Source organism: Acinetobacter baylyi DSM 14961 = CIP 107474 (assembly GCF_000368685.1).
Lineage (GTDB): Bacteria > Pseudomonadota > Gammaproteobacteria > Pseudomonadales > Moraxellaceae > Acinetobacter > Acinetobacter baylyi.
Genome location: NZ_KB849628.1, coordinates 437,012 through 459,771, shown reverse-complemented (window position 1 = coordinate 459,771; position 22,760 = coordinate 437,012). Strand labels below are relative to the sequence as shown.

20 protein-coding genes are annotated in these 22,760 nt (G+C 36.5%); 16 read left to right on the top strand and 4 right to left on the bottom strand.

Translation table 11 applies throughout. The features are described from left to right. Positions 1-444: 444 nt before the first annotated feature. The 10 genes from F952_RS11500 to F952_RS11455 all read left to right on the top strand — a co-directional run bounded on the left by F952_RS11500 (position 445) and on the right by F952_RS11455 (position 14,132). Positions 445-2,235 (top strand): IucA/IucC family protein, encoded by a 1,791-nt coding sequence (locus F952_RS11500; RefSeq protein WP_004927622.1) that lies wholly within the window; start codon positions 445-447, stop codon positions 2,233-2,235. Beyond that, on the top strand, positions 2,228-3,640 hold the full coding sequence (locus tag F952_RS11495; protein WP_004927620.1) for a lysine N(6)-hydroxylase/L-ornithine N(5)-oxygenase family protein: 1,413 nt from the start codon (positions 2,228-2,230) through the stop codon (positions 3,638-3,640). Before F952_RS11500 ends, F952_RS11495 begins: the two co-directional genes overlap by 8 nt. Before the next feature lie 3 nt (positions 3,641-3,643). Continuing rightward, positions 3,644-5,098: an MFS transporter gene (locus tag F952_RS11490; protein ID WP_004927616.1), complete on the top strand. Its 1,455-nt coding sequence runs from the start codon at positions 3,644-3,646 to the stop codon at positions 5,096-5,098. Positions 5,099-5,115: 17 nt separating this feature from the next. Then, positions 5,116-6,966, top strand: a complete 1,851-nt coding sequence (locus F952_RS11485) for an IucA/IucC family protein (RefSeq protein WP_004927613.1) — start codon at positions 5,116-5,118, stop codon at positions 6,964-6,966. Further along, the gene (locus F952_RS11480; protein WP_004927611.1) at positions 6,966-8,876 is read left to right on the top strand and encodes an IucA/IucC family protein; all 1,911 of its coding nucleotides are present in this window, start codon (positions 6,966-6,968) and stop codon (positions 8,874-8,876) included. The genes F952_RS11485 and F952_RS11480 overlap by 1 nt, the downstream gene beginning before the upstream one ends. A gap of 12 nt (positions 8,877-8,888) precedes the next feature. After that, positions 8,889-9,704, top strand: coding sequence for a (2Fe-2S)-binding protein (locus F952_RS11475; protein ID WP_004927608.1), 816 nt, complete (start codon positions 8,889-8,891; stop codon positions 9,702-9,704). Further along, on the top strand, positions 9,689-10,315 hold the full coding sequence (locus tag F952_RS11470; protein ID WP_004927606.1) for an RraA family protein: 627 nt from the start codon (positions 9,689-9,691) through the stop codon (positions 10,313-10,315). The genes F952_RS11475 and F952_RS11470 overlap by 16 nt, the downstream gene beginning before the upstream one ends. A gap of 1 nt (position 10,316) precedes the next feature. Continuing rightward, a complete protein-coding gene (locus tag F952_RS11465) occupies positions 10,317-10,940 on the top strand; it encodes a GNAT family N-acetyltransferase (RefSeq protein WP_004927603.1) in 624 nt (207 codons plus the stop codon). A 70-nt stretch (positions 10,941-11,010) separates the two neighbouring features. Continuing rightward, entirely contained in the window at positions 11,011-13,218 is a 2,208-nt protein-coding gene (locus F952_RS11460; protein ID WP_004927600.1) for a TonB-dependent receptor, read from the top strand. A gap of 485 nt (positions 13,219-13,703) precedes the next feature. Continuing rightward, complete coding sequence (locus tag F952_RS11455) at positions 13,704-14,132, top strand: hypothetical protein (protein WP_004927599.1); 429 nt, start codon at positions 13,704-13,706, stop codon at positions 14,130-14,132. Positions 14,133-14,211: 79 nt separating this feature from the next. Here the strand turns inward: F952_RS11455 and F952_RS11450 are convergent, their stop codons facing one another. After that, the gene (locus F952_RS11450) at positions 14,212-14,769 is read right to left on the bottom strand and encodes a DUF4385 domain-containing protein (RefSeq protein ID WP_004927595.1); all 558 of its coding nucleotides are present in this window, start codon (positions 14,767-14,769) and stop codon (positions 14,212-14,214) included. Between the two features lie 518 nt (positions 14,770-15,287). Between F952_RS11450 and F952_RS11445 the strand changes: the two genes are divergently transcribed. Next, entirely contained in the window at positions 15,288-15,548 is a 261-nt protein-coding gene (locus F952_RS11445; protein WP_004927592.1) for a hypothetical protein, read from the top strand. Positions 15,549-15,551: 3 nt separating this feature from the next. Here the strand turns inward: F952_RS11445 and F952_RS11440 are convergent, their stop codons facing one another. Continuing rightward, the gene (locus tag F952_RS11440; protein ID WP_004927590.1) at positions 15,552-16,019 is read right to left on the bottom strand and encodes a BLUF domain-containing protein; all 468 of its coding nucleotides are present in this window, start codon (positions 16,017-16,019) and stop codon (positions 15,552-15,554) included. A 609-nt stretch (positions 16,020-16,628) separates the two neighbouring features. Here F952_RS11440 and F952_RS11435 point away from each other — a divergent pair. Next, positions 16,629-16,973 (top strand): hypothetical protein, encoded by a 345-nt coding sequence (locus F952_RS11435; RefSeq protein WP_004927588.1) that lies wholly within the window; start codon positions 16,629-16,631, stop codon positions 16,971-16,973. Between the two features lie 64 nt (positions 16,974-17,037). On the opposite strand, the gene F952_RS11430 is transcribed toward F952_RS11435, so the two are convergent. Continuing rightward, on the bottom strand, positions 17,038-17,400 hold the full coding sequence (locus F952_RS11430; protein WP_004927586.1) for a cupin domain-containing protein: 363 nt from the start codon (positions 17,398-17,400) through the stop codon (positions 17,038-17,040). A gap of 384 nt (positions 17,401-17,784) precedes the next feature. Here F952_RS11430 and F952_RS11425 point away from each other — a divergent pair, with 384 nt between their 5' ends. The 4 genes from F952_RS11425 to F952_RS11410 are packed head-to-tail and all read left to right on the top strand — an operon-like array spanning position 17,785 to position 21,380. Beyond that, positions 17,785-18,456 carry a thermostable hemolysin gene (locus F952_RS11425; protein WP_004927583.1) on the top strand — a complete coding sequence of 224 codons (672 nt, stop codon included), beginning with the start codon at positions 17,785-17,787 and terminating at the stop codon, positions 18,454-18,456. Further along, positions 18,446-19,897: an AMP-binding protein gene (locus tag F952_RS11420; protein WP_004927579.1), complete on the top strand. Its 1,452-nt coding sequence runs from the start codon at positions 18,446-18,448 to the stop codon at positions 19,895-19,897. Before F952_RS11425 ends, F952_RS11420 begins: the two co-directional genes overlap by 11 nt. Before the next feature lie 12 nt (positions 19,898-19,909). Beyond that, positions 19,910-20,578, top strand: a complete 669-nt coding sequence (locus F952_RS11415; RefSeq protein WP_004927578.1) for an iron-containing redox enzyme family protein — start codon at positions 19,910-19,912, stop codon at positions 20,576-20,578. A 19-nt stretch (positions 20,579-20,597) separates the two neighbouring features. Further along, positions 20,598-21,380, top strand: coding sequence for an SDR family oxidoreductase (locus F952_RS11410; protein WP_004927573.1), 783 nt, complete (start codon positions 20,598-20,600; stop codon positions 21,378-21,380). Positions 21,381-21,923: 543 nt separating this feature from the next. Here F952_RS11410 and ahpC read toward each other — a convergent pair. Next, positions 21,924-22,487, bottom strand: a complete 564-nt coding sequence (ahpC, locus tag F952_RS11405) for an alkyl hydroperoxide reductase subunit C (protein WP_004927570.1) — start codon at positions 22,485-22,487, stop codon at positions 21,924-21,926. Positions 22,488-22,760 lie beyond the last annotated feature (273 nt).

The following is a 22,760-nucleotide window of genomic DNA, read 5'->3' as shown; positions in this document are numbered from 1 at the left end:
ATGATATTGCCTGAATTTTGTGATTTCGATTCAATTAATAGTAAATTGCATCAATAATCAATAGTTTAAGCCAATAAAGCTGGACAACAATGAGGCTAATAAAATAATCAGACATGGTGATGTTGAGTATCTTCAATTTTTAATACACTATTAAATGACTTTCCCGTACCCAACATAATACGATTCAAGAATGTGAACGGTATCGATAGAACAAAGATGTGGGTAGTTTTTAGAGAAATTTACAAATAACTGCGTAAATCTGGAATTTAGGTTACAAAAAAGATAATTTTTTAAAGTTTTTTTTGAAGAGCATCAAATTTTTAATGAAAAATGTAAAGTAGAGTACGTAGAATTATTTTTTATTGTTAATGATAATTAATATCATTTGCATTTGTATTTTGCCGTGATTATTCTTTTCGCACTTTCTCTTAAAGAGTAATGTTGATGAAATTAATCACAGATAAGATTGCCTTACAGCATTTATTAAATGCCTATCTCCAAGAAACAGGTGAAGGCTTATATATTCCTTCTGCGAAACAAACACCTTCACAGCAGTATAAAAGCAAGAATGCTCCACTTATATGTATTTACTTAAAAGCACTAGAAGCACATATTTATGCGCCTCTTTCTTACTGGAGCCAAGTCGGGCGACATCGACTTGCTGATCTACCTTGGGTTGAACGTGATGGCAAAGAAATAAGTATAAGTGCCACGAGTTTAGCCGCAAATTTGCTGGAAAATCTCGTTCATCAACCGTCAAAACCTTCGTTGGATGCGTCCTCTCTTTTGGAATGTTGGATACAAAGCCGTCGTGCTTTATTTCAATTTCTGGATTTTAGACAATCTGATCTGGATCGGATCACTGCATTAAAGCAAAATTTTATTGATAGCGAACAGGCGCTGGTGCTTGGGCATAGCATGCATCCTTCTCCAAAAAGCCGTCAAGGATTCGTACAGCAGGACTGGAAGGTTTTTTCACCAGAAACTCAAAGTACGTTTAAAATGCATTTTTTATATGTGCATCCTGATTATATCGCTCATGATAATGCACACAATATTCCAGTTCCTGTGCAATTCCATCATGATCTGCAACCTTATTTTAATGACTATCATCGCGCAAAAATTAAAGAGTTTCCTGAGTACGCGTTACTTCCTTTGCATCCTTGGCAAGCACGTTATCTAAAAGATAAAACCTGGTATCAACAGCTTTTACATCAACATAAATTGATTGATTTTGGCGCTTTAGGATGGGAAGTTAAAGCAACGACATCGGTTCGTACCCTCTACAGTGAAAAGGCACCCTGGATGTTTAAGACATCTATGAGTGTTGCTGTGACCAATTCTGTTCGTGTCAATCTTCATAAAGAATGTCATCGTGGGTTGCTCAGTTATCAATTATGGAATGATGACTATCTTGCCGACTTTAGAAAACGTCATTCAAGATTACAAACCCTGAGTGATCCTGCATGGATTGCGATCAGTATCAACGGGGACGTTATTGATGAGAGTATCTGTATTTTAAGGGAAAATCCTTTTAGAACACAAGACGATGTCACCTGTATTGCCTCATTATGTCAAGATCATCCTATGCAGGAGAAGAATCGTTTTAACGAGATTTTTGCCTCGATTTCTGCTCGAACAGGCCAATCTGAAACAGACATTGCATTAAACTGGTTTGATCAATTTTTAGAAATAACTTTTTTACCACTGATGGAGTTGTATCATGAGTTTGGTATGGCATTTGAAGCGCATCAGCAAAATACATTAATTGAACTTGAAGAGGATTGGCCCAAAACAGTTTGGTTTAGAGACAACCAAGGTTTTTATTATATTCGCGAGCGTGCAGATTCGATTTTACAACGCTTCCCAAAATTAGAATCGGACGGGCAGGCTGTATGTCCTCAGGTTCTGGTCGATGAGCGTTTCCGTTATTACTTTATAGGTAATACCTTATTTGGCCTGATCAATGCCATTGGAGCATCTGGAGCGGTTTCAGAGCATCAATTAATCGAAATATTGCAATCCTATTTATTGCAGGCATTCCAAAAATATCCAGACAGTCCACTGTTATACACGCTGTTATATGAGGAAACTTTCCCATATAAAGGTAACTTAATGACTCGACTGTATGAGCTGGATGAATTACAAGCACATATCTCACAACAGTCAATCTATGTTGATTTAAAGAATCCATTATTCGTTAAACAAAGCGAACTGGAGGCAGAACATGCTTGACTTTATTGGTGTGGGATTAGGGCCATTTAACTTGAGTCTTGCAGCACTTCTTCATCAACATGAGAAGCTCAATTATCGGTTTTTTGATAAACGTGCAGGATTTGACTGGCATTCGGGTTTGCAATTGCCAAATGCCATGTTGCAGGTTCCATTTATGGCCGATTTGGTGAGCTTGGTTGAACCCACTAATCCATTTAGTTTTTTAAATTATCTGAAAGATCAGCAGCGTCTTTATAAGTTTTACTTTCGTGAGAATCTTTATATTCCACGTAAGGAATACAATCATTATTGCCAATGGGTAATCAAACAGCTTCGGAATATCGAATTTGGTAATTGTGTGATGGACATTGCACCCATTTCAAAAGGTTTTCAGTTGATTACAGAGCATCATGGACGCCTTTCTGTTCATCAATGCCGAAAATTAGTGCTTGGTGTCGGTACTATTCCAAGACTACCGCAACCCTTACAACTCATTGCTGAACAAAGTGAAAATTGTCTACATTCATCTCAATATTTGAATAAATCTGAAAAAAATCTAACAGGAAATGTGGTGTTGATTGGCTCTGGTCAATCTGCCGCAGAAATATTTATCGATCTATTTGATCAACAGCTATCGACTGAAACAGGATTACCTAAATTTCATATTTATTGGTTAACACGATCTCCTGGATTTTTCCCGATGGAAAATACACCGCTCGGTCTAGAAAACTTTAGCCCCGATTACATGGCGTATTTTCACCAGCTTCCCAAAGGGTTAAAAGATAAATTGCCAAATGAACAGGCACATTTATATAAAGGGATCAGTAGCAAAACCATCCGTGATATTTATGAGCGACTATATCATCGTAGTATTGGTCAAACCGAAACACATGTCACACTGGCAGGTCATCATCAGCTTGAAAATGCCGAATTAGTAGATAAAAATCAGATTAAGTTAAAGTTTTTTCAGACACAAAAGCAGTACGCATTAAACCTCAATGCAAATACAGTGATCGCGGCTACAGGTTATCGTTATCCAACCTGTAACTTCTTGAATAAGTTGCAGCATTTAATTCCTTTAGATGCACAAGGTCATTGGCAGATAGACCAGTCTCACAGATTAAACTATGAGGCACATGGACAAATATATATTCAAAATACGCACTTGCATCATCATGGTGTAGGAACACCAGATCTGGGGTTAGGTGCTTTTCGTTCTGCCCATATCGCCAACCAGATTTTAGAGGAAAATTATTTTCAATTAGAAGCGCGACAAACTTTTCAGGAATTTCAGCTTAACCAACATCAATCTACGCAAACTCATGTACGTCATACAAAAAGCTCTCAGTCTGAGGACATGTTCTTGCACTTTTCTGGGAAACAGTCTTTAGCTGCTTCTAAATGCACGACCAGTCGTGAAGGATAAATCATGACTGATATATCCAGAGTACACGCTACTCAACATTCATGTGATGAAAAATCAATGATATCTCGGTGGGTGATGCTATGCGTGATGTTGGGAACTGGGACAGTAAGTCTTAACAATAGTAGTTTTAATCCTGCACTTGTACAACTGATGCATGATTTTAATATTGGTGAAGCGGCTGTGAGCTGGTTCATGGTCAGTTTTTTACTGGCCATGAGTTTAAGTCTGCTGCTTACTGGTTTCTTGAGTCAGCGATTTGGTAAACGTGAAGTTTATCTTGGCGCACTTGCATTATTTGTATTGGCATCAGCGATTGGCGGTTGTGCAAAACATTATGAAACGGTACTGGCCGTGCGGGCAGTGCAAGGTTTTGCAAGTGGACTCATGATCCCACTATCACTGGGTATTATTTTTTCAGTCACCTCACAACAAAAACGCGGAGCAGCAACTGGATTATGGGGAGCCATGATCATGTTGACGCTGGCCTGCGGTCCTATGTTGGGTGCAGTGCTTTTAATCTGGTGGGATTGGCCTGCTTTGTTTCTAGTGAATATTCCCTTTGGTGTGCTTGCTTTGGTGCTGGGCTGGATACATTTGCCAAAGCAGACTAAAAATCGCTCTGAGAGGTTCGACTGGTTTGCTTATTCACTATTGTCTGCATCGATCATCAGTTTGCTACTGGCGCTGAGTCAGGTCAAAACCTTGTCTGATCTGGAAAGCTTCAAGTTCTTTCTCCTAATACTCATAAGCATACTTTCAGGTCTATGGTTTTGGATAATAACCCGTAAACAGCAGTCTTCTCTGATCAAGTGGCAAATATTTAACAGTCAAGGCTTTAATTATAGTTTGTTCATTTCGGTCATGCATACAACTGGATTATTTATTAGCTTATTGGTCATTCCGTTATTTATACAAAACACCTTGAAACTCAGTCCTATCTGGACGGGTATTTTACTGATGACAAGTGCCCTTACCACCAGTTTATGTAGTAAGTGGGCGGGAGAGTTTCTCGACCAACATGGTGCAAAATTTCTGATTTCATTTGGCATCATTCTTACTGCTTTGGCATTTATAGGACTGGCTTTGGGTGGTCATTTACCTCTGACCTATCTGATCGTATGTATGGCTCTACATGGTTTGGGTTTTGGTCTGTCGTATATGCCTGCAACTACAGCAGGGCTTAATAGCTTATCCGATCAGGAATTGGTGACACAGGGTGCAGCCATCAACAATCTGCTTAGACGCACTTGTTCTGCTGTCGCGGTTGTAATCGCAGCACTTTACTTACAAATCCGGACACATTCACTTTTAGCATCCTACGATTTGGATAGAGCACAACTGACCTCAATTCGCGAATTATTTTTGATATGTGCAGCGCTACTCCTGCTGGCATTGCCTTACGCGTGGAAATTTCCGTATTCCAAACCATTGGATGCTCATCGTTCATCAAAGATTTAAAAAATTAAGGAAAAGATATGGGAAACTTACAAACTTTATTAGGCAAAGATGATTTTACACTTTCTCCATACGTTGCATGGCAACAACCCGATGCCAAAACGGTACATCGAGTCGAACAACGTGTGATCAAACAGCTTTTACAGGCTTTAATTTTTGAAAATATTGTTTCAAGTGATCATAAAGATGGCGTATTCACGATCTATGCTTATGATCATGAACAACGTCCAGTTGAATATCATGCCTTTGGACAATACTATTTAAGTTTTGGTTTAGTTCGCTTAGATCAACAGGATGTCATACGTCAAAATGATGCAGGACAGCAAAGCCGTGCCAGTTTGAATCTGGTTCTGGATGAACTGGTGCATGGCATAGAACACGCAGAAAAACGTGATGATTTTATTTATGAGATGAAGCGTACATTTATCCATGATCTTCAGTCTCAAATTTGTCAGAGAGCCTATTCACTTCCCGCAAGTCAGTATAGTTATGAGGAGTTAGAAACATATTTGATGGAGGGGCACCCTTACCATCCGTGTTACAAATCACGCGTCGGCTTTAGTTTGCAGGATAATCTTAGATATGGTGTTGAGTTTGCACAGCCTATACATCTGGTGTGGTTGGCGGTACATCGTTCAATTTCAACGGTCAATTCCTCTATAGACATTCAGGCAGATGACTATTTAAACCATCAACTTTCTCAACAGGATCATCTTAGATTTAGTCACGTTCTGAATGAGCACAAAGTGAATCAGCATGATTATGTCTGGATACCTGTACATCCCTGGCAATGGGAAAATACTCTTGTTCGAGTATTCTTTGAGGAAATTTCGTCCCAGCAGATTATTTATTTGGGAAGGGATGATCAGTCTTATGTTGCACAGCAGTCATTAAGAACTCTAACCAATTTAAAGCATCCTGAAAAACCGTACATTAAACTGTCCATGAGTATGATCAATACGTCTAGCTCGCGTATTCTCGCGACTCATACCGCCATGAATGGTCCTTTAATAACGGACTGGTTACAGCGTTTGATCAATACCAGTGAGATTGCTCAGGTACTAGATTTCGCAATTTTACGTGAGGTACATGCTTCGGCTGTAGATTTTACCAAATTACCTTCTTCCCATGCGAAACAGGCTTATGGAACGATTGGTAGTTTATGGCGTGAAAGCGTTCATCAGTATCTTAAACCACAGGAGCAGGCTATTCCGCTGAATGGTATTGGCCATGTGCAGTCGGATAACAGCTTGCTGATTCAGCCTTGGCTTAATGAATATGGTGCAGAGGCATGGGTCGAACAATTACTTAAAGTGGTGATTCAACCTATTTTATTTCTATTATATGGCGAAGGGATTGGATCGGAATCGCATGGACAAAATATTATCTTGGTGCACCGCAATGGTTGGCCGACGCGCATTATCTTAAAAGATTTTCATGATGGCGTGCGCTTTAGTCCCGAACATTTAACTCATCCAGAGCAGTTACCCCAATTACATCAACTTCCTGCTGAACATGCCAAAGCAAACCGCATGTCATTTATTCTGACGAATGACCTAAATGCAGTTCGTGATATGAGTTGTGTATGTTTGTTCTTTGTGGCGCTGAGTGATATTGCGATTGGTTTGCAACAAAACATTGATTTTGATGAAGCATTATTTTGGAAAAAAACGGCTGGGGTTATTTACGATTTTCAGGACACTTATCCAGAGTACAGTCAGCGTTTTGCCAAATTTAATGTCTTTGCAGCCGAGTATTGCGTCGAATCACTTACCAAACGCCGTTTGTTCGGAGATTCGCAAGCGCAGTTCAAACAGATAGCAAATCCACTTTACCCATTTCGTCGTGTTGAATCTTGGGAGAATGTCTGATGAACACCATGTTACGACCGCAAACTCAAATTCAGCAGGTGATACTGATTGATTTCATCAACAGCCTGCTAGCGGAAGGTTATATTTCGGATGCTACGATTCTGACCCATGAGCACATGCTATGTGAGTATGTACAAAAATATCCAGACGTACTTAATCCGTTCATGGTGAATTATCAGCAGCATAACAGTTTTGTGATTTTGCTGGATCAATCTCTAAATGAAGGGCTGATTATTCCTGTTAAAAAGGCTATTAAGCAGCCATGGCAAATGCAGGATTATGTTTTTCATTTTAAAAAGGATTCGCAAAATATTGTACTCACTAGTATTTCACCTTTGAAAACTTTTGATGTGCTGCAAGCGCTAGGTATATTTGAGAAATGTGACAAGCAGAAATTACAACAGTTTGCTCAAGATCTTGCACAAAGTATCGAACAGTTTAAATTAAGCCAAAATTGCTCTATTTCGTATCAACTTTGCCCAGAGCAATGTCCATCTGATTTATTTTTACAGTTTGAGCAATACGCTGCACTACGTGATAGACCTTATCATCCATTAGCAAAACTGAAAGATGGTTTTTCAGACTCTGAATATCAGAATTTTAGTCCTGAGTTCCAGCAAAAAATAGAAGTTCGCTGGGTGGCAATCAAAAAAGATAAACTGGTGTATGGGAAAGATATTCTAGACCGTGACACACAACAGCCCGCTCATATTTTTTTAAATGGCGCTCAGTTTGATGCACTTCAAATGGAACTAGAGCATAAAAATCTTGACTCAAGCTATATGGCATTGCCTATACATGCCTGGCAATTTGAGCATGTATTACACAAATATTTTAAAGACGAAATTAGAGCTCATACGATTATGCCATTGCAGTTTCTTAGTGATGATTTTTATGCCAGTTCTTCACTGAGAAGTTTGGTGTATCAAAAGCACTCACCAGATCATCTGAAATTGCCTTTAGCGGTTAAATCCTTAGGTTCATTACGTTATTTGCCCATTGTAAAAATGATTAATGGACAAAAAAACCAGCAGTTATTAGAGCAAGCCAAGATACATGACGCCGTTTTGGCACAGCGCTTATGGTTATGTAATGAAAATCAATGGTGGGGGTATTTACCTGATCAACCAGATCTTTTACATCCAGATAATCTAACATTGTTTGATGAACGTCCGATGCATTTAGCTGCTCAACGTCGTCAGGTTCCTGCCGAATTGATGGATTCGCCTTACCAAGTGATCCCGATGGCAAGTCTGGGTCAATTGACCCATAATAATTTATCTGTTTTTGATTTGATCATGAAATGGCAATATGCAGATACAACGCCAGAACGTATTCGAGAAGTGTTTTTCAATTTATGTCATGATTTTTTTGAGGTGAACTTAAGACTTTTCCGAATGGGGCTCATGGGGGAAATTCATGGCCAGAATATTTGTGTTGTACTTAAAGCTGGGCATTTTAGTGGCTTCTTACTTCGTGATCATGACTCTGTTCGAATTCATTTACCGTGGATGCAGCAGGCAGGGCTCTCAGATCCGAAGTATTTAAGTCCACATGACTTTAGAATTACTTTGTATTATGACACTGTTGATGAGCTGATGACCTATCTACAAACGCTAGGCATTCAGGTCAATCTATCCAGTATTCTAGAGAGTATTGCAAGCTATTATGACTTGAGCGAATCCGAATTGTGGACTGTTTTGGCACAGGCCTTAAAACAGGCGCTGGATCATGTTCCATTTTCAGATCAAGCTCGAACGCAACTGCATGATCTACTTTTCGAGCAAGAAGAATGGCCTTATAAAAAATTGATTCATCCGCTTCTAGAGCAGAATAATCGAATAGGAAGCATGCCGTCGAGTTTTGGACGCACCTGTAATCCACTTAAACGTGCTCTGCAAATACAATAAAGGGCGCTGGATATGCTTGTCTCTATTCCAGTCAAACATTTTGATAACGACGACAATGATTCTGATTTCTTGGTGTTTCAAAATACGTTGAAATCAGATATCCAGATCCAGATCCAGCAGGTAAATGCAGGTCGCTATCATGCCTCAGATTTGCTTGATCCACTAAGCTGTCGTGAGATTATTCAGGACTTTGCATCAAGAATAGAGGCAAGAAATCTGACTTGTGCAGGTTCAATGTTTATAAAGTACTGGGCAGTACCCTTACTTTATCCGTATTGGTACGGTGCGTTGATAAATCAAGTGTCTTTATCATGGTCACTTGATCAGGTTGTGCTAGACCTTCCTCAAGATTGGTTATGGGATAGAACGCTATTGCTCGATATGCATAGGAAAGAAAATCATAGATTGATCCAGAGACATGAAAGATTTACTTCACTTTTCAATCAGATTGTTAATGACTTAACCTGCATTTTTAAAGTCATTAGCCGTGTAACTAAAGTCACAATGTCATTAATTTGGGAAAATACCGCGTTAAGGATATTACAATTCTACGACATGCTTCAGCGTAGAGGTGTAGCCTTTGCGGTGGAACAAAATATTCAAGAACAACGACATTACTTAGCTCATTTACATGCCGATGTATTTGGATTAAAGACGAATCCTTTTTCAAATCTTATTGATCATTGGTCTAGTGATATCAATACGTATGCTCGGGAAAAATGCTGTTTTTATTTTCAGCTTCCAGAAGCAGAACATGAGTATTGCAAAGGTTGTCCTTTGCGTAAGCGCGATAAAACAAGAGACAAATATGTATGCAAAAATATCTAAATAGCGGGCTGTGTGATTATACAGACATTGCCACCTCAACCATTGGTCATGTTATAGATGATGGTCATTTGCCTCAAATTCATGCGATGAATCGAGTACATCATGTGGTGGGAAAAGTAAGAACAGTGGTACTCCATTCAATTAACGCAACAAATTTGCGTCAAGCACTCATTGAAAGTACACCAGGTGAAGTGTTGGTCATTGATGCACGTAAACTTAAACATCGTGCTTGCTGGGGAGAGCAGCGTCATCGGGCAGCAATTTTTCATCAATTAGCAGCCGTTGTCGTGCTAGGTGCAATAACTGATATAACGGCGATTAGAAATATGAAAGTTCCAGTGTTTGCTCAATCTGTGAGTTGTTTGACTACACGTAAGGAAGGGGAAAGTATCGTAGATTTTGATCAAACCATTCAGTTTGAACATAGTTGTATTGATTCAGGAGATATCATGATTGGAGATGCAGATGGCGTATTTATTCTGAAAGAAGATCAGGCAAAGCAATTATTGCCCAAATTTCAGGCTTTACAACAGGATGAACAACAAAAACATAGCCAATTCTTTAGTCAAAATTTAATTGATGATTACTATCATTTTCCAGAGAGAATTTAGAATGAAAGCTAATCGTGTACTGTCTACGCCGTCTACTCAATTACCAGATATGTTTGAGTATGTTGAAAAAGGCCATGTATATCAATTACGTGCTGTCAATCTAAAGCAGGATTTTGATTTGCTATATAAGTGGATGCATGAACCACATGTAATTCCACAGTGGCAGCTCAATAAATCAAAAATAGAGCTGATGATACATTTTGAGAAAATGTTAATGGATGATCATCAACGGCTCTATATTATCCAAATTGATGAGCAGGATGCGGGCTATTTGGAAATATACGAAGCGGCAAGAGACCGATTAGCATTTTATTATGATGCAAAACCATCTGATATGGGTTGGCATATTTTATTAGGTGAAAAAAATGTCGTTGGAAAAGGACATTTTCGTGCTGTTATGAAAATGATGTGTTTTTTTATTTTTGAGAATTCAGATGCCAGCAAAATTGTAGGAGAACCAGATGTTGCAGTAAAATCCTATAGTTATATTGCAGATCAAATTGCTTTTGAGGCACAGACCATAATAGATATGCCAGAAAAAAAAGCTGTGCTATATCACTGTTATCGAGAAAATTTTTTAAATATTTGTGAAGTCTCTCACACATTAATAGAAGCAAATGAATAATATTTTTTACATTACTTTTGTTAATGATTATCATTGCTAAACTTATTATTATCTTGATTTAGAGAAAGACATGGGTAAAACTCAATTTAGCTTGTGTATATTGGCTGTTGCTATTTCCAGTTGTTTATATGCTGAAGATCAAACAGTTATTGAAATACCGTCGCAGAACGACGCTCAAAAAGAAGCAGCAAAACTTGATAAAATCGTGATGACTGCAACACGAACGCCTAAAAGTATTGCAGAAATTGCGGGGACAGTACAAAACATTAAAGGTGAGGAGATTTCTCAGCAAGCGGGTGCTGGACGAAAGGTCGCTGACATTTTGGCACAGTTAGTTCCATCGCTTGCACCGAGTAGTGGAACCAGCAGTAATTATGGTCAAACGATGCGTGGTCGTAATGTCCTCATTATGATTGATGGAGTTTCACAAACTGGTTCACGTGATGTTGCACGTCAGCTTAATAGTATCAGCCCAGAAATGATTGATCATATAGAGGTTATTTCTGGCGCTACAAGTATCTATGGTTCAGGTGCGACGGGTGGGATTATCAATATTATTACCAAACGTGCAAATCCAGATAAGCCTGTCAGTTTTTCTACAAAATTAGGAATAACTTCTGCTGATAATTTTCGTGCAGATGGATTGGCCTATGAGATTGGCCAGACAGCATCGTTTAGTACAGACAAAGTAAATGGTTTTTTAGGTGCAAATTTTACCAGCCGTGGTTCGCAATTTGATGGTAATGGTGATCGCATTTCTTTGAGCCCGTGGCAGGGCAGTACGATGGATACGGATACTCTAGATATAAATGGACGTTTGGGTTTTAACTTAACAGATACCCAGACTTTAAGCTTGGGTGCGCAGTATTATAAAGATAAGCAAGACACTGATTACGGAGTAGATTATGCCAATACGACATCTGACTACTATAAGCCACTTAAGGGCCAAAATTTAGATAATCAGCCCTTTACAGAACGTTATGCAGTGAATACACAATATCAGAATTCAGATTTTCTCGCACAGACATTAAATATTGAAGCTTATTATCGTAATGAAAAATCCAGATTTTATCCTGCCCGTAGATCGCAAACCTTAAACTTTTCTCAATCTCAGTCAGATATTGAGTATGCTGGTATTCGTTCAACTGTCCAATCAGATTTTAAAATTGCTGAACGAGATTTAAAACTTAGCTATGGGCTTGATTATGATGTTGAATGGGATCATCAATATGTCGATTGGTTACAATCAGATAGTCAGTTCCTTACATATACTTTGAGTAATCCAGATAACCTCACGTCTGATTATGGCCCAGATGCAAAGATTCAGAATCTTGGTGTGTTTTTACAAGGTGATTATAATTTGAATGATCGCTTGAGTTTTCAATCAGGCATAAGATATCAGTATATAAAAGCAGATAATGATAGTTATTACCGAGCTGGAAGAGTTGAAAGTACTGCAAATTTTCGCCCATCAGGGTCAACAAATAGCGATAAATTTTTATTTAATTTAGGGTCAGTATATAAATTGACCGATACTCAACAAATATTTGCTAATTTCTCCCAAGGCTTTAGTTATCCAGATGTACAACGAATTCTAAGAGGAAATAGTTTAAAGGCAGCCATAGATACCTCAGGAGTTGCACCTATATCTGTGAATAGTTATGAACTCGGTTGGCGATTAAATAATGATAATGGTTTGAGTAGTACTTTAACAAGTTTTTATAATACGTCTGATAAATTTGTAAGTTTTGCTAACAGTGATGTTTTGGTAGTTAATACTGATCAGCGTATTTATGGACTTGAAGCATCTGTTAGTTATCCTTTTATGGAAAATTACAAAGTCGGCGGAACGTTGGGTTACACCAGAGGGCAATATAAAGATGCCGCAAATAATTGGCATGAACTAAATGCATTCATTGTATCACCAATGAAAGGTACTTTATTTGCTGAATGGAATCAAAATGGTTATGGCTTGAGAGTACAAGCATTAGCTATTAATGGTACTAGCAAAGCTTATAAGGATGATCAAAAATTAAATGCTATGGGGTATAATAACGACTATAACTCTGCTGCTGATATTAAAGGTTATACCACCATGGATGTCTTGGCGCACTTCCCAGCTTACAAAGGTCGAATCGATTTTGGTGTATATAATATATGGAACCGCCAGTACAAAACTGTATTTGCTCAGCAAGCAGCAGTGACCAATAGTAACTCGTATCTGGATATTCCAGCGCAGGGACGTACCTTTGCTTTAGCCTATACCATCAATTACTAAAAGATTGTTTGAGTTTAATTTAGAAAAACCGAAAATTTGATCCATCGGGTTTTCGGTTTTTTATGGATAGATCATCATCATGTATGAAAATATTAAATAGCTAAACCAATTTTCATACATGGTCTATTTATTTTTGAATGACAAATTTGCTTTTTCATATTGAAGTTAGGGTTTAGTATGCTTTGGTTTGTTTCAAAAAATAGATAAAATGAGTTCTAAAAAAGCGACTTTGATGGGATTAACAGCAATTTGTCTGAGGAGCATGATTGTTGCCTTAATTAAAGAAGTGAGTCGTGACTTTGGGCCCCATGTATGGTGAGCCTGGGAAGCACTATTGTGCTGGATATCTACGCGTAAAAAATCCGAAGAATCAGTGGCATGATCTATCGTTAAAATATTCTCATTGATATATGTTTTTTCGGATCTTGTTTTTGTGATCTGTATGACTCATCTTATTATCAACATTGTTAATTAAATACTTCATCATGAAACATGCACTCATAGCACTTTCAATATTCACACTTACATTAGTCGGATGTGATAAGCACTCTCAAGATGCGAAAGATCGTCAACAACCATCTCAAGATCAAAAGGTTGAGCAGATTGTCGCGCAGCCTGCACCCGCATCGTCTGTTCAGTTTAAACCTTCAAACCCAGAAATAGATTATAAAGCTCAATTTGAAAAATCCGATCAAAAAATTAGCCGTTTCATGGATCAACTGGATGACCCTAAAACAGTTCAACAAGATCGTATTCGAATTTTATGTAAAGACTGGCCAGAGGTTTATAAATCTGAATATATGCCAGCATTATTGCACTTAAAACCACAAGAATTTACTCAACCAAAATTATTGGAAGAGCTAAAAACAGCAACAGATTACTATAAAAATAGTGCAGGAATCACTTGTACTTAATTGAGGTGATTCAGTAATATTTTAAATATTCGTGCATTTTAGTATTACTGAGTTCAAGTTTTGACAATGTCATAGGCTTTTAAGAAGATAAGTATTTTTGCTTAAAGCTTTCTTTTTGCTTTAAATAGTCAGGATTCTGTTTGGCTTGATTCCACTTTTCTTTAAAAATCTGGGCGGCCTTGGCTTTTATGGGGTCTTCTTGCTGTCGGGGGAGCTCTTCCCGACCATGTGCACCGCTCAATCCCTTTTTATCTTGAGGAACAGGCCCTTTATATTTTTTACCGCCTTTATGATTGGCATAGCGCCGTGCTCGTGTATATCCCATTTGTAGAAATTTTCGAGCCATATCTGCACCTATAAAATCGTTATTTTCGAGATAATCTAAAAATAATGCATAAATTTTGGTGCTGCTTTCTAGTGCCTTTTCTTCATCTGCAAACCGCCAAAAAGGTAAAATTTCAGACTTATAAGGTTCCACGAGCAGTACACCTTGCTCACCTTTACCAATGCGATAGAGTTCAGGTTTTTTTCGAAAGTCAATTTCTTTAAAATCTAATGAATAATCAAAGCTGTTTGAGTGCACCCGAGATAAACGTTTAGGCACTTTTTTATCATTTTCTACGATTTTACTGGTCATGCTTTTTCTCAAAAAAATTTATATACTCTGTACATATCTCATTAAAATTAACGGTATAAAACTTTGATCTCTATAATATATTTGTAGTTCTTCTGGGGAATATTGAGAGCATTGAATTATATCAAGTTCTCTGTTTTTCATTCGATGAAATATTTTCATGAATTGATTTTAAATATCTTAGAAAAGATTACCATGACTATCATTATATTCCATAATCAAAATAATCTTCCTTAAGACCTTGTAAATTATTTTTTAATCTTAAGCTACATATCATAATCCTTTTATAGTATTGATATGATATTGAAAATATTGTGCTAAAGTTAGGTATAAGATATTGAATTTAAATTATTTTTATTGAATTGGTTTTTAAGTTTGTAGGAATATAGTGGTGAAACTTGATATAAACTGATTCAACAGAATACTTACACTCTACGACTATATTCTCTCATAAGAAAGATTTACCATCAGTAATGTTGAAATTATAGTAGTTTAGATTGTTAACATAAGGAAACTTTATCATGTACAATCATGAAATAGTTTTGCAAGATAAAATTTTCCGCAGATGTAGTGTTGTTAGAGTGAAAGACACTATTTATGATCCATCTAAAAATACATTTAGCGAACAATGGTTTTGGATCTATGCAGAAAACTCTGAGTTTTTCCCATTTGATTTATGGGAAAAACTTGACCATGCCGAAATTAATCAAATCATTCAAGATGAACGGCACTTTTATAAAGTGATAAAAGTTATAACCAAAAAACGTCGTAGATTGATTTAATTCCTATAAGAATGGATTAATTCCTCTGTTATTTAGTCCGATTCTTTTACGAATTTTGGTTTGATCCGTTTTTATCAGTTTTTCAATAAAAAGAGGCAAAGTTGTTTTATCAAGCGCCTGCGGTGAAAAACTTCCATAACCTAATGCTTTAAAAAAAAGGTCGATATCTGTTTTTTTTTGAACATATTTCATAGACCATTTTTTAAAGCTAATTTCATGAATAGGATCGAATCCAAAATCAATAATATTTGAATGTCGTATATCGGTTTTAATTTTTTCAAAAAGATAAATCACAGATAGTTTCTCACCTTCAAGACATTGAAAAAAAGATCCGTCTGCATAATACAGGACACCATTGATTTGATTATTTGAGTTAAATTCTCTAGAACAACTCAAAATATGATTCAAGTCTTCCAGAAGGTCCCGTTGCTCACCTTTCCAACTACTTGTATAACACAAACGTATGTGCACAACTAAAACCTCGAATCATGTAATTTAAGCAATTTATATAGTTTCTTAAACCACTTATATCATTTCATAAATGATAAAAGAGCTTTAGTTCTGTATATGATACATCTAGACGCTTCCAAAAGTGAATTTTTCCAATTTTCTTTGTGTTTTATGAATGCTATTTTTTTAATCATATATAAAACAAAACCTTATGTTTAATTGTTAATAAACCTATACACTGTTATGAGGTTTTGTAAAAATGAGAAAAATTTTTTTAAATATATTAAAAATAAATAATTGTTTTTTATATAAAAAATTATTAAATATTATTACAGTAATAGGTTAATAAATAATCAAATGTAAGCAATTTCTCACAATCATGTAAGCCAAAGATTATATCGATAGTTTTGAGGTTCTTTATACTGGCTCTTGTACATCAGAAGGTAATTAATTATTTCCCAGAAATCTGAACATTAACTGAAGATGCCCAACAATTATAAAGATCTCTTGATTAATAGAAATACTCTCAAGAAAAGGGCTCTTTAAATTATAAGGTGATGTATAAGAATCTTTCCCCCTAGAGCGGGTTCTAGGGGAAAGGTTAATTAAATTGCTCACAGAGGAGAAAGTATGATGTTTATAGTGAAAAATATTTTTGTTTTTCTCGCTTCAATCATTGCACTTTGTCTGATTGTTGTTATTTTAAAAAATATAGGAATGAATGATATTTTAAATATTTCCATATCTTCTTTTGTATTTGGAATATTTATTACTTTATATTTTAAAGAAATAAAAATATGTGTACCTGCTTTTTTTCTGTTTTATACATCTTTGTTTTTTTTGAGCATGAGTGTGGAAGTTATTCTTATGCTTCTAATTAGTTTGTTAACTTTCTTTATAATAAAAATGATGATGCCAAAATTAAAAAAAGTAAATATTCAAAATATAGAGATAATAAAAAAAGTAAATAATTAAAAAATAATTTTAGCGTATATGGCATGAGGTTTTGTACTCATGCCGTATTTTTTTGAATTAAATTCTAAGTAGATTCAACAATCACAAAATATTTTTTTACAGTTTCTACTACTTCAAATCGGCCTTTAAAATCAGGAGGGATAACGCCAGCTTCACCAGCGAGCACTTCAATATATGTATTGGTATTGGCATCATGAATACGTACTTTGCCTTCAATAATTTGAAAAAACTCTTGTTTATTTGGTGCAAAATGAATTTCCCACATTCCAATCTCACATTCCCAAATTCCACAATTCATATGCGGGTGTTGATATAGATCGTGTGTTGTACGTTTAGGATTACCATTGACCAGACGATCTGGGCGAGGGTAGTCGATCGTTGCTTCAGCTTGAGTAATACCATGACCAGCTAGCCAGAGTGAAGACATTGCTATTTTATCCTAAGTAAATTTGTATCTGATTATACTTAAATATGCTGCAAAGCTGTCATTCATATAGAATCTGATTTTTTAAATAAAACACGCTTTACAGTTATTATTTTATTAAAAGAGAATAATATGCACATAGATAATATTTAATGTTTAGGAATAATTATCATTCCTTATGTTATATGCTTTTGACTTCAAATGCATTAACATAACTTGAATATTTATTATTTTATTAACTTTCTGAAAAATATAAATTTAGTTTATTTTTGTGATTATTTTTGTTACATACTGATAATAACTACAAAATAATATCTTTAATTTTTCCTAAGTAATTCTTCATTTTTAATTTTAATACTAAGCTTATCGGATATGTGGAATATTCAAATGAGTCTAGTGTTCAAAGAAAGTTTTCCAATACAGATCTCACATAAAGGAACTCCGTTTAGTTTTCATTATGTAGATCAAAATCATCCTTTAAGAGTACATTGTGAGGATTTTGTTCAACAACGCTTCAAAGCCATTTATGCTGCTGAAATTTATCAGTTTATGCCAATATTTCTTGCAGCTTTCGACTCAGAAATGCAGTGCCAGGCTGTGGTTGGATTACGTCTAGCGTCTACTCACGATTTGTTTTTGGAACAGTATTTAGATAAATCCATCGAACTCATTATCAATGAAAAGACGGGTCGGATTTTTATACGTGATCAAGTGGTTGAGGTTGGAAATTTATCTGGTCTACATCACGGAAGTGCACGTTTGATTATTATTTTTCTGACTTGGCTGCTTGCCGAGAATCATTATAAATGGGTGAGTTTTACTGGACATCACCAATTGGTAAATAGCTTTAAAAAGTTAGGGCTTTCTTTACTGGATTTACAGGATGCTAATCCAGAACGTTTGAATGATGGATATGAACATTGGGGTAGCTATTATAGTCATGAGCCGCATGTATTTGCAGCAGATGTAAAATTATGCGCATTCAATTTGAATCAGTTACAGGTATTTGAGTCTTTGGGATTAAAACCTCTTACCGAGGATATCGATCATGTTGCATAAACTTTCAGATTTTAAATCTAAATTAGAAAATTATCAGTTTCAGCAACCTTATAATATTGCTTTATCTGATAAATATCAGACAATCAACTATGCTGATTTACTTAGTGAGGTCAATAAACGACAGGAAATATTAAAACAACTGGATGTAAAAGTTGTCGCTTTATATTTAGAAAATTCAGTTGATTTAATGCTTTGGGATTTGACATTATTATTTTCTGAAATTCCAACTATTATTTTACCGCCATTTTTTTCTTCATCACAACTCAATTATTGTCTTGAGATTTCTCAGGCAGATTTAGTGATTTCAAATGATAATCTAAATTTGGATCATCTTGATCTTTATTTTAAGGATGCTTGTTTTTGGCGGTTAAAGTCAGCAAAAGCTGTCGAATTTCCTCAATCAACACAAAAACTGACATTTACGTCTGGTACCACTGGACATCCCAAAGCGGTATGTCTGGGTAGTGAGCAAATTCTGACTGTGGCGAAATCCTTAAGTGAAGCGATTGATGAAACAAAACCACAAAAACACCTGGCTCTGATGCCTTTAGCTGTTCTACTTGAAAATATTGGATGTTATGCAATGTTGTATAGAGGAGCACAGATCGAGCTGGTAAGTGCTTCCGATCTAGGATTGAGAGGGGCCAGTGGTGTCGATGTTCATCAGTTTTCACATTATTTAAATCAAAGTAAGCCGCATAGTCTGATTTTAGTACCTCAGTTTTTAAGCGTTTTGGTTGAGGCTGTTTCATCCAAACTTTTACGGGCCGAAGATTATCGCTTTATTGCGGTAGGTGGCGGTCATGTGAATCCAGATTTGCTTAAACGTGCGCAAACCTTAAATCTGCCAGTCTATGAAGGTTACGGTTTATCTGAATGTGCTTCTGTGGTTGCCTTAAATACACCAGCGCAGCAACGAGCTGGCAGTGTCGGAAAACCTTTAGCTCATGTAGAGGTCAGTATTGCCAATGATGGCGAAATTCTGGTCGCAAATAATCAATGTCTTGGTTATCTAGGGAGCAACCATGCACCCGTAAAATACTGGCCGACTGGTGATTTAGGCATGCTTGATGAAGATGGCTATCTTTACGTACATGGCCGTAAGAAACATCAGTTTATTACCAGTTTTGGTCGTAATGTTAACCCTGAATGGGTAGAGGCATTGCTGAGTCAAACTGGCGTAGTGGGTCAGGCATTTGTCTATGGTGAGGCTTTACCTGAAAACTATGCGCTGCTTTGGCCTGTACATAGTGCGATTAGCAATGATCAGATTGAGCAGGTCGTGGAACAGGCCAATATTAAATTGCCTGATTATGCCCGTGTCAAACACTGGGTACGTTTAACAGAACCGTTTAGTACAACCAATCAACTCGCAACAGCGAATGGTCGATTACGACGTGATGAGATCGTCAGTCGTTACCACAATGTATTTTCAGCTTAAAGGAAGAAATTTATGTCATTTTTTCAACAGCTTCAACAAGCAACCGCTCAAGAAAGACAAAAATTGTTTGCGACTTCACTGATTGATGATGCCTTGAATAGCCGTCTTTCACTGGAACAATATTGTGCTTTTCTAAGTCAGGCATATCATCATGTTCGTTTTACCGTGCCATTAATGATGGCTGCAGGTGCGCAGTTGCCAGAACGATTATCTTGGTTACAACCCGCTATATGCGAATACATTGAAGAAGAAGCGGGTCATGAACAATGGATTTTGAATGATTTAAAAGCATGTGGCGTTGATCCAGAACAGGTTAAAAATAGTCGCCCATGCTTACCTATTGAACTAATGGTTGCATTTCTGTTTGATCAGGTCAAACGTGTCAATCCGATTGCACTGTTTGGTATGGTCAATGTGCTTGAAGGAACAAGCGTATCTGTTGCCACTGAAGCCGCTGAAAAAATCCAGCAACATCTTAACTTACCAAATCAGGCATTTAGCTACCTAAAATCACACGGTAGTCTTGATATTTCACACATGCAAAACTTTGAAAAATTGATGAATATGGTCAAGGATGAAAAAGATCAGCAAGATATTATTCATTGTTCTAAGGTTGTATTTAAGCTTTATACACAAATGTATGAGCAGGTACCTGATATTCATTTGAAGTTTGCAGCGTAATCTAAAGGGAATAGAGTCTATGCAATTATCTAATGCAAATGTTTTACTCACGGGTGCGAGTGGCGGGATAGGATTGGCACTGTGTGAAGCGCTGTGTCGTGAAGGCGCAAAAGTACTGGCAGTGGCCCGTAATATTCAATCTTTAGAAGGTTTGCAGCAGAAATATATCGGACAAATCAAAATTATCCGTGCTGATCTGCTCGATTTTCAGGATTTGAATAAAGTCATTCAGGTCGCTTCACAAGTTGAGGGATTGAATTTATTGATTAATGCAGCAGGTGTGAATTGTTTTGCAACGCTTGATCATCAGTCACCTGAACAGATTCATCAACTGGTACAACTGAATGTCACGGCACCAATGAGTTTGACTGCGGGTTTAATTGCAAAATTAAATGCTGTATCTGAAGCGAAAATTGTCAATGTGGGTTCGATTTATGGATCACTTGGTTTTGCTGGCTACACTACATATTGTGCAACCAAATTCGCATTACGAGGTTTTTCGGAAGCCCTGCGACGTGAATTGGCCGATAGCAATATTCAAGTGTTGTATGTTGCACCTAGAGCAACGCAAACAACAATGAATAGTCAGGCTGCACAAGATTTGATGCAAGCAATGGGAAGTAAAGCAGATAGTCCAGAACTTGTAGCCAAGATTATTATACAGTCGATTAAACAAGGTAAACAGAATACTTATATTGGTTGGCCCGAGCGCGGATTTGTCATGATGAATTCGATTATGCCGCATTTAGTCGATCAAGGTGTAAGAAAGCATTTAAGCTTAATTCATCAGTTGGGCCACTAATCATTGATGTCTAAGAAAACGACAAGGTTTATTTTAAATCAGGGCTTTGAAATATATTCAAAGCCCGATTATTTTTGCTCTAGATTGTTAATAAATATTCTAAAATGTAATTATATTGTAAGTTTTATTTAGTGCATTGATTTTTATATTATTTATTTTATTGTTTTAAGTTGAAAATAACCTCCTTATTAATTGACTATCTATTATCTGAATGATAATCTAATTCCAAGGTCAACATATTCTTTCTGACTTCAAGGATAACTTAGTTAGGCGAACCAAGATATGTAACCTGTATTTAAATTGCTCAAACATAGTATATTGGTGCTACTTTGGATCAATATTAGATGTTGCAGAAAAGCCCGTATAACGGGCTTTTTTAATGGATAATATAAAAATTTGGTATTAACTTAAAATAAATTTTTATGCATTTTTATGATTTATTATAAGTTAGATGAATAAAGTAAGTTCTGATCAATTGAATAAATTACAAATAAAAAATAGCCACCTATAAGGTGACTATTTTTATAGATAACATCTAAAAAATTAGATTTTACCCACTAAGTCGATAGATGGAGCAAGCGTCGCTTCACCTTCTTTCCATTTAGCAGGGCATACTTCACCTGGATGAGAGTGAACGTATTGAGCTGCTTTCACTTTACGAAGAAGTTCTTGAGCATCACGGCCAATACCGCCAGCGTTGATTTCAACGATCTGGATTTTACCTTCAGGATCGATTACGAAAGTACCACGGTCAGCTAAGCCAGCAGCTTCGATTAACACTTCAAAGTTTTTAGAAAGTGTCCAAGTTGGATCGCCAACAAGTGGATACTGGATTTTTTTGATTGCTTCTGAAGTGTCATGCCATGCTTTGTGCGTGAAATGTGTATCAGTCGAAACACCGTAAATTTCAACACCTAGCTTTTGAAATTCAGCATAGTTGTCAGCTAAGTCCTCAAGTTCAGTTGGGCAAACAAAAGTGAAGTCAGCTGGATAGAAGAATACAACAGACCATTTGCCTTTAAGGTCAGCTTCAGTCACTTCAACAAATTGACCGTTGTGGTAAGCAGTTGCTTTAAATGGTTTAACTTCAGTATTAATTAAGCTCATCATTTTCTCCATGATTCATGAATTGGACATTATCGTTAACTTTAAAACTTGATTTAGAATAAAGAACTTTTATTTATTGGGGAAATAGTATTTTTGCATAAACAAAATCGGAAAAATGAATTGCCACACAAAAATGTCTAATATTTCACCCGAACTGTCTGATCTATCATCTTAACAAGGCAATATGATCATCCAATGACAGACCCTAATTCTGCTTGCATAACAACATGCGGGTAAGAACTCTAAATTTCAAGGGTATATCTTAAAAAAACA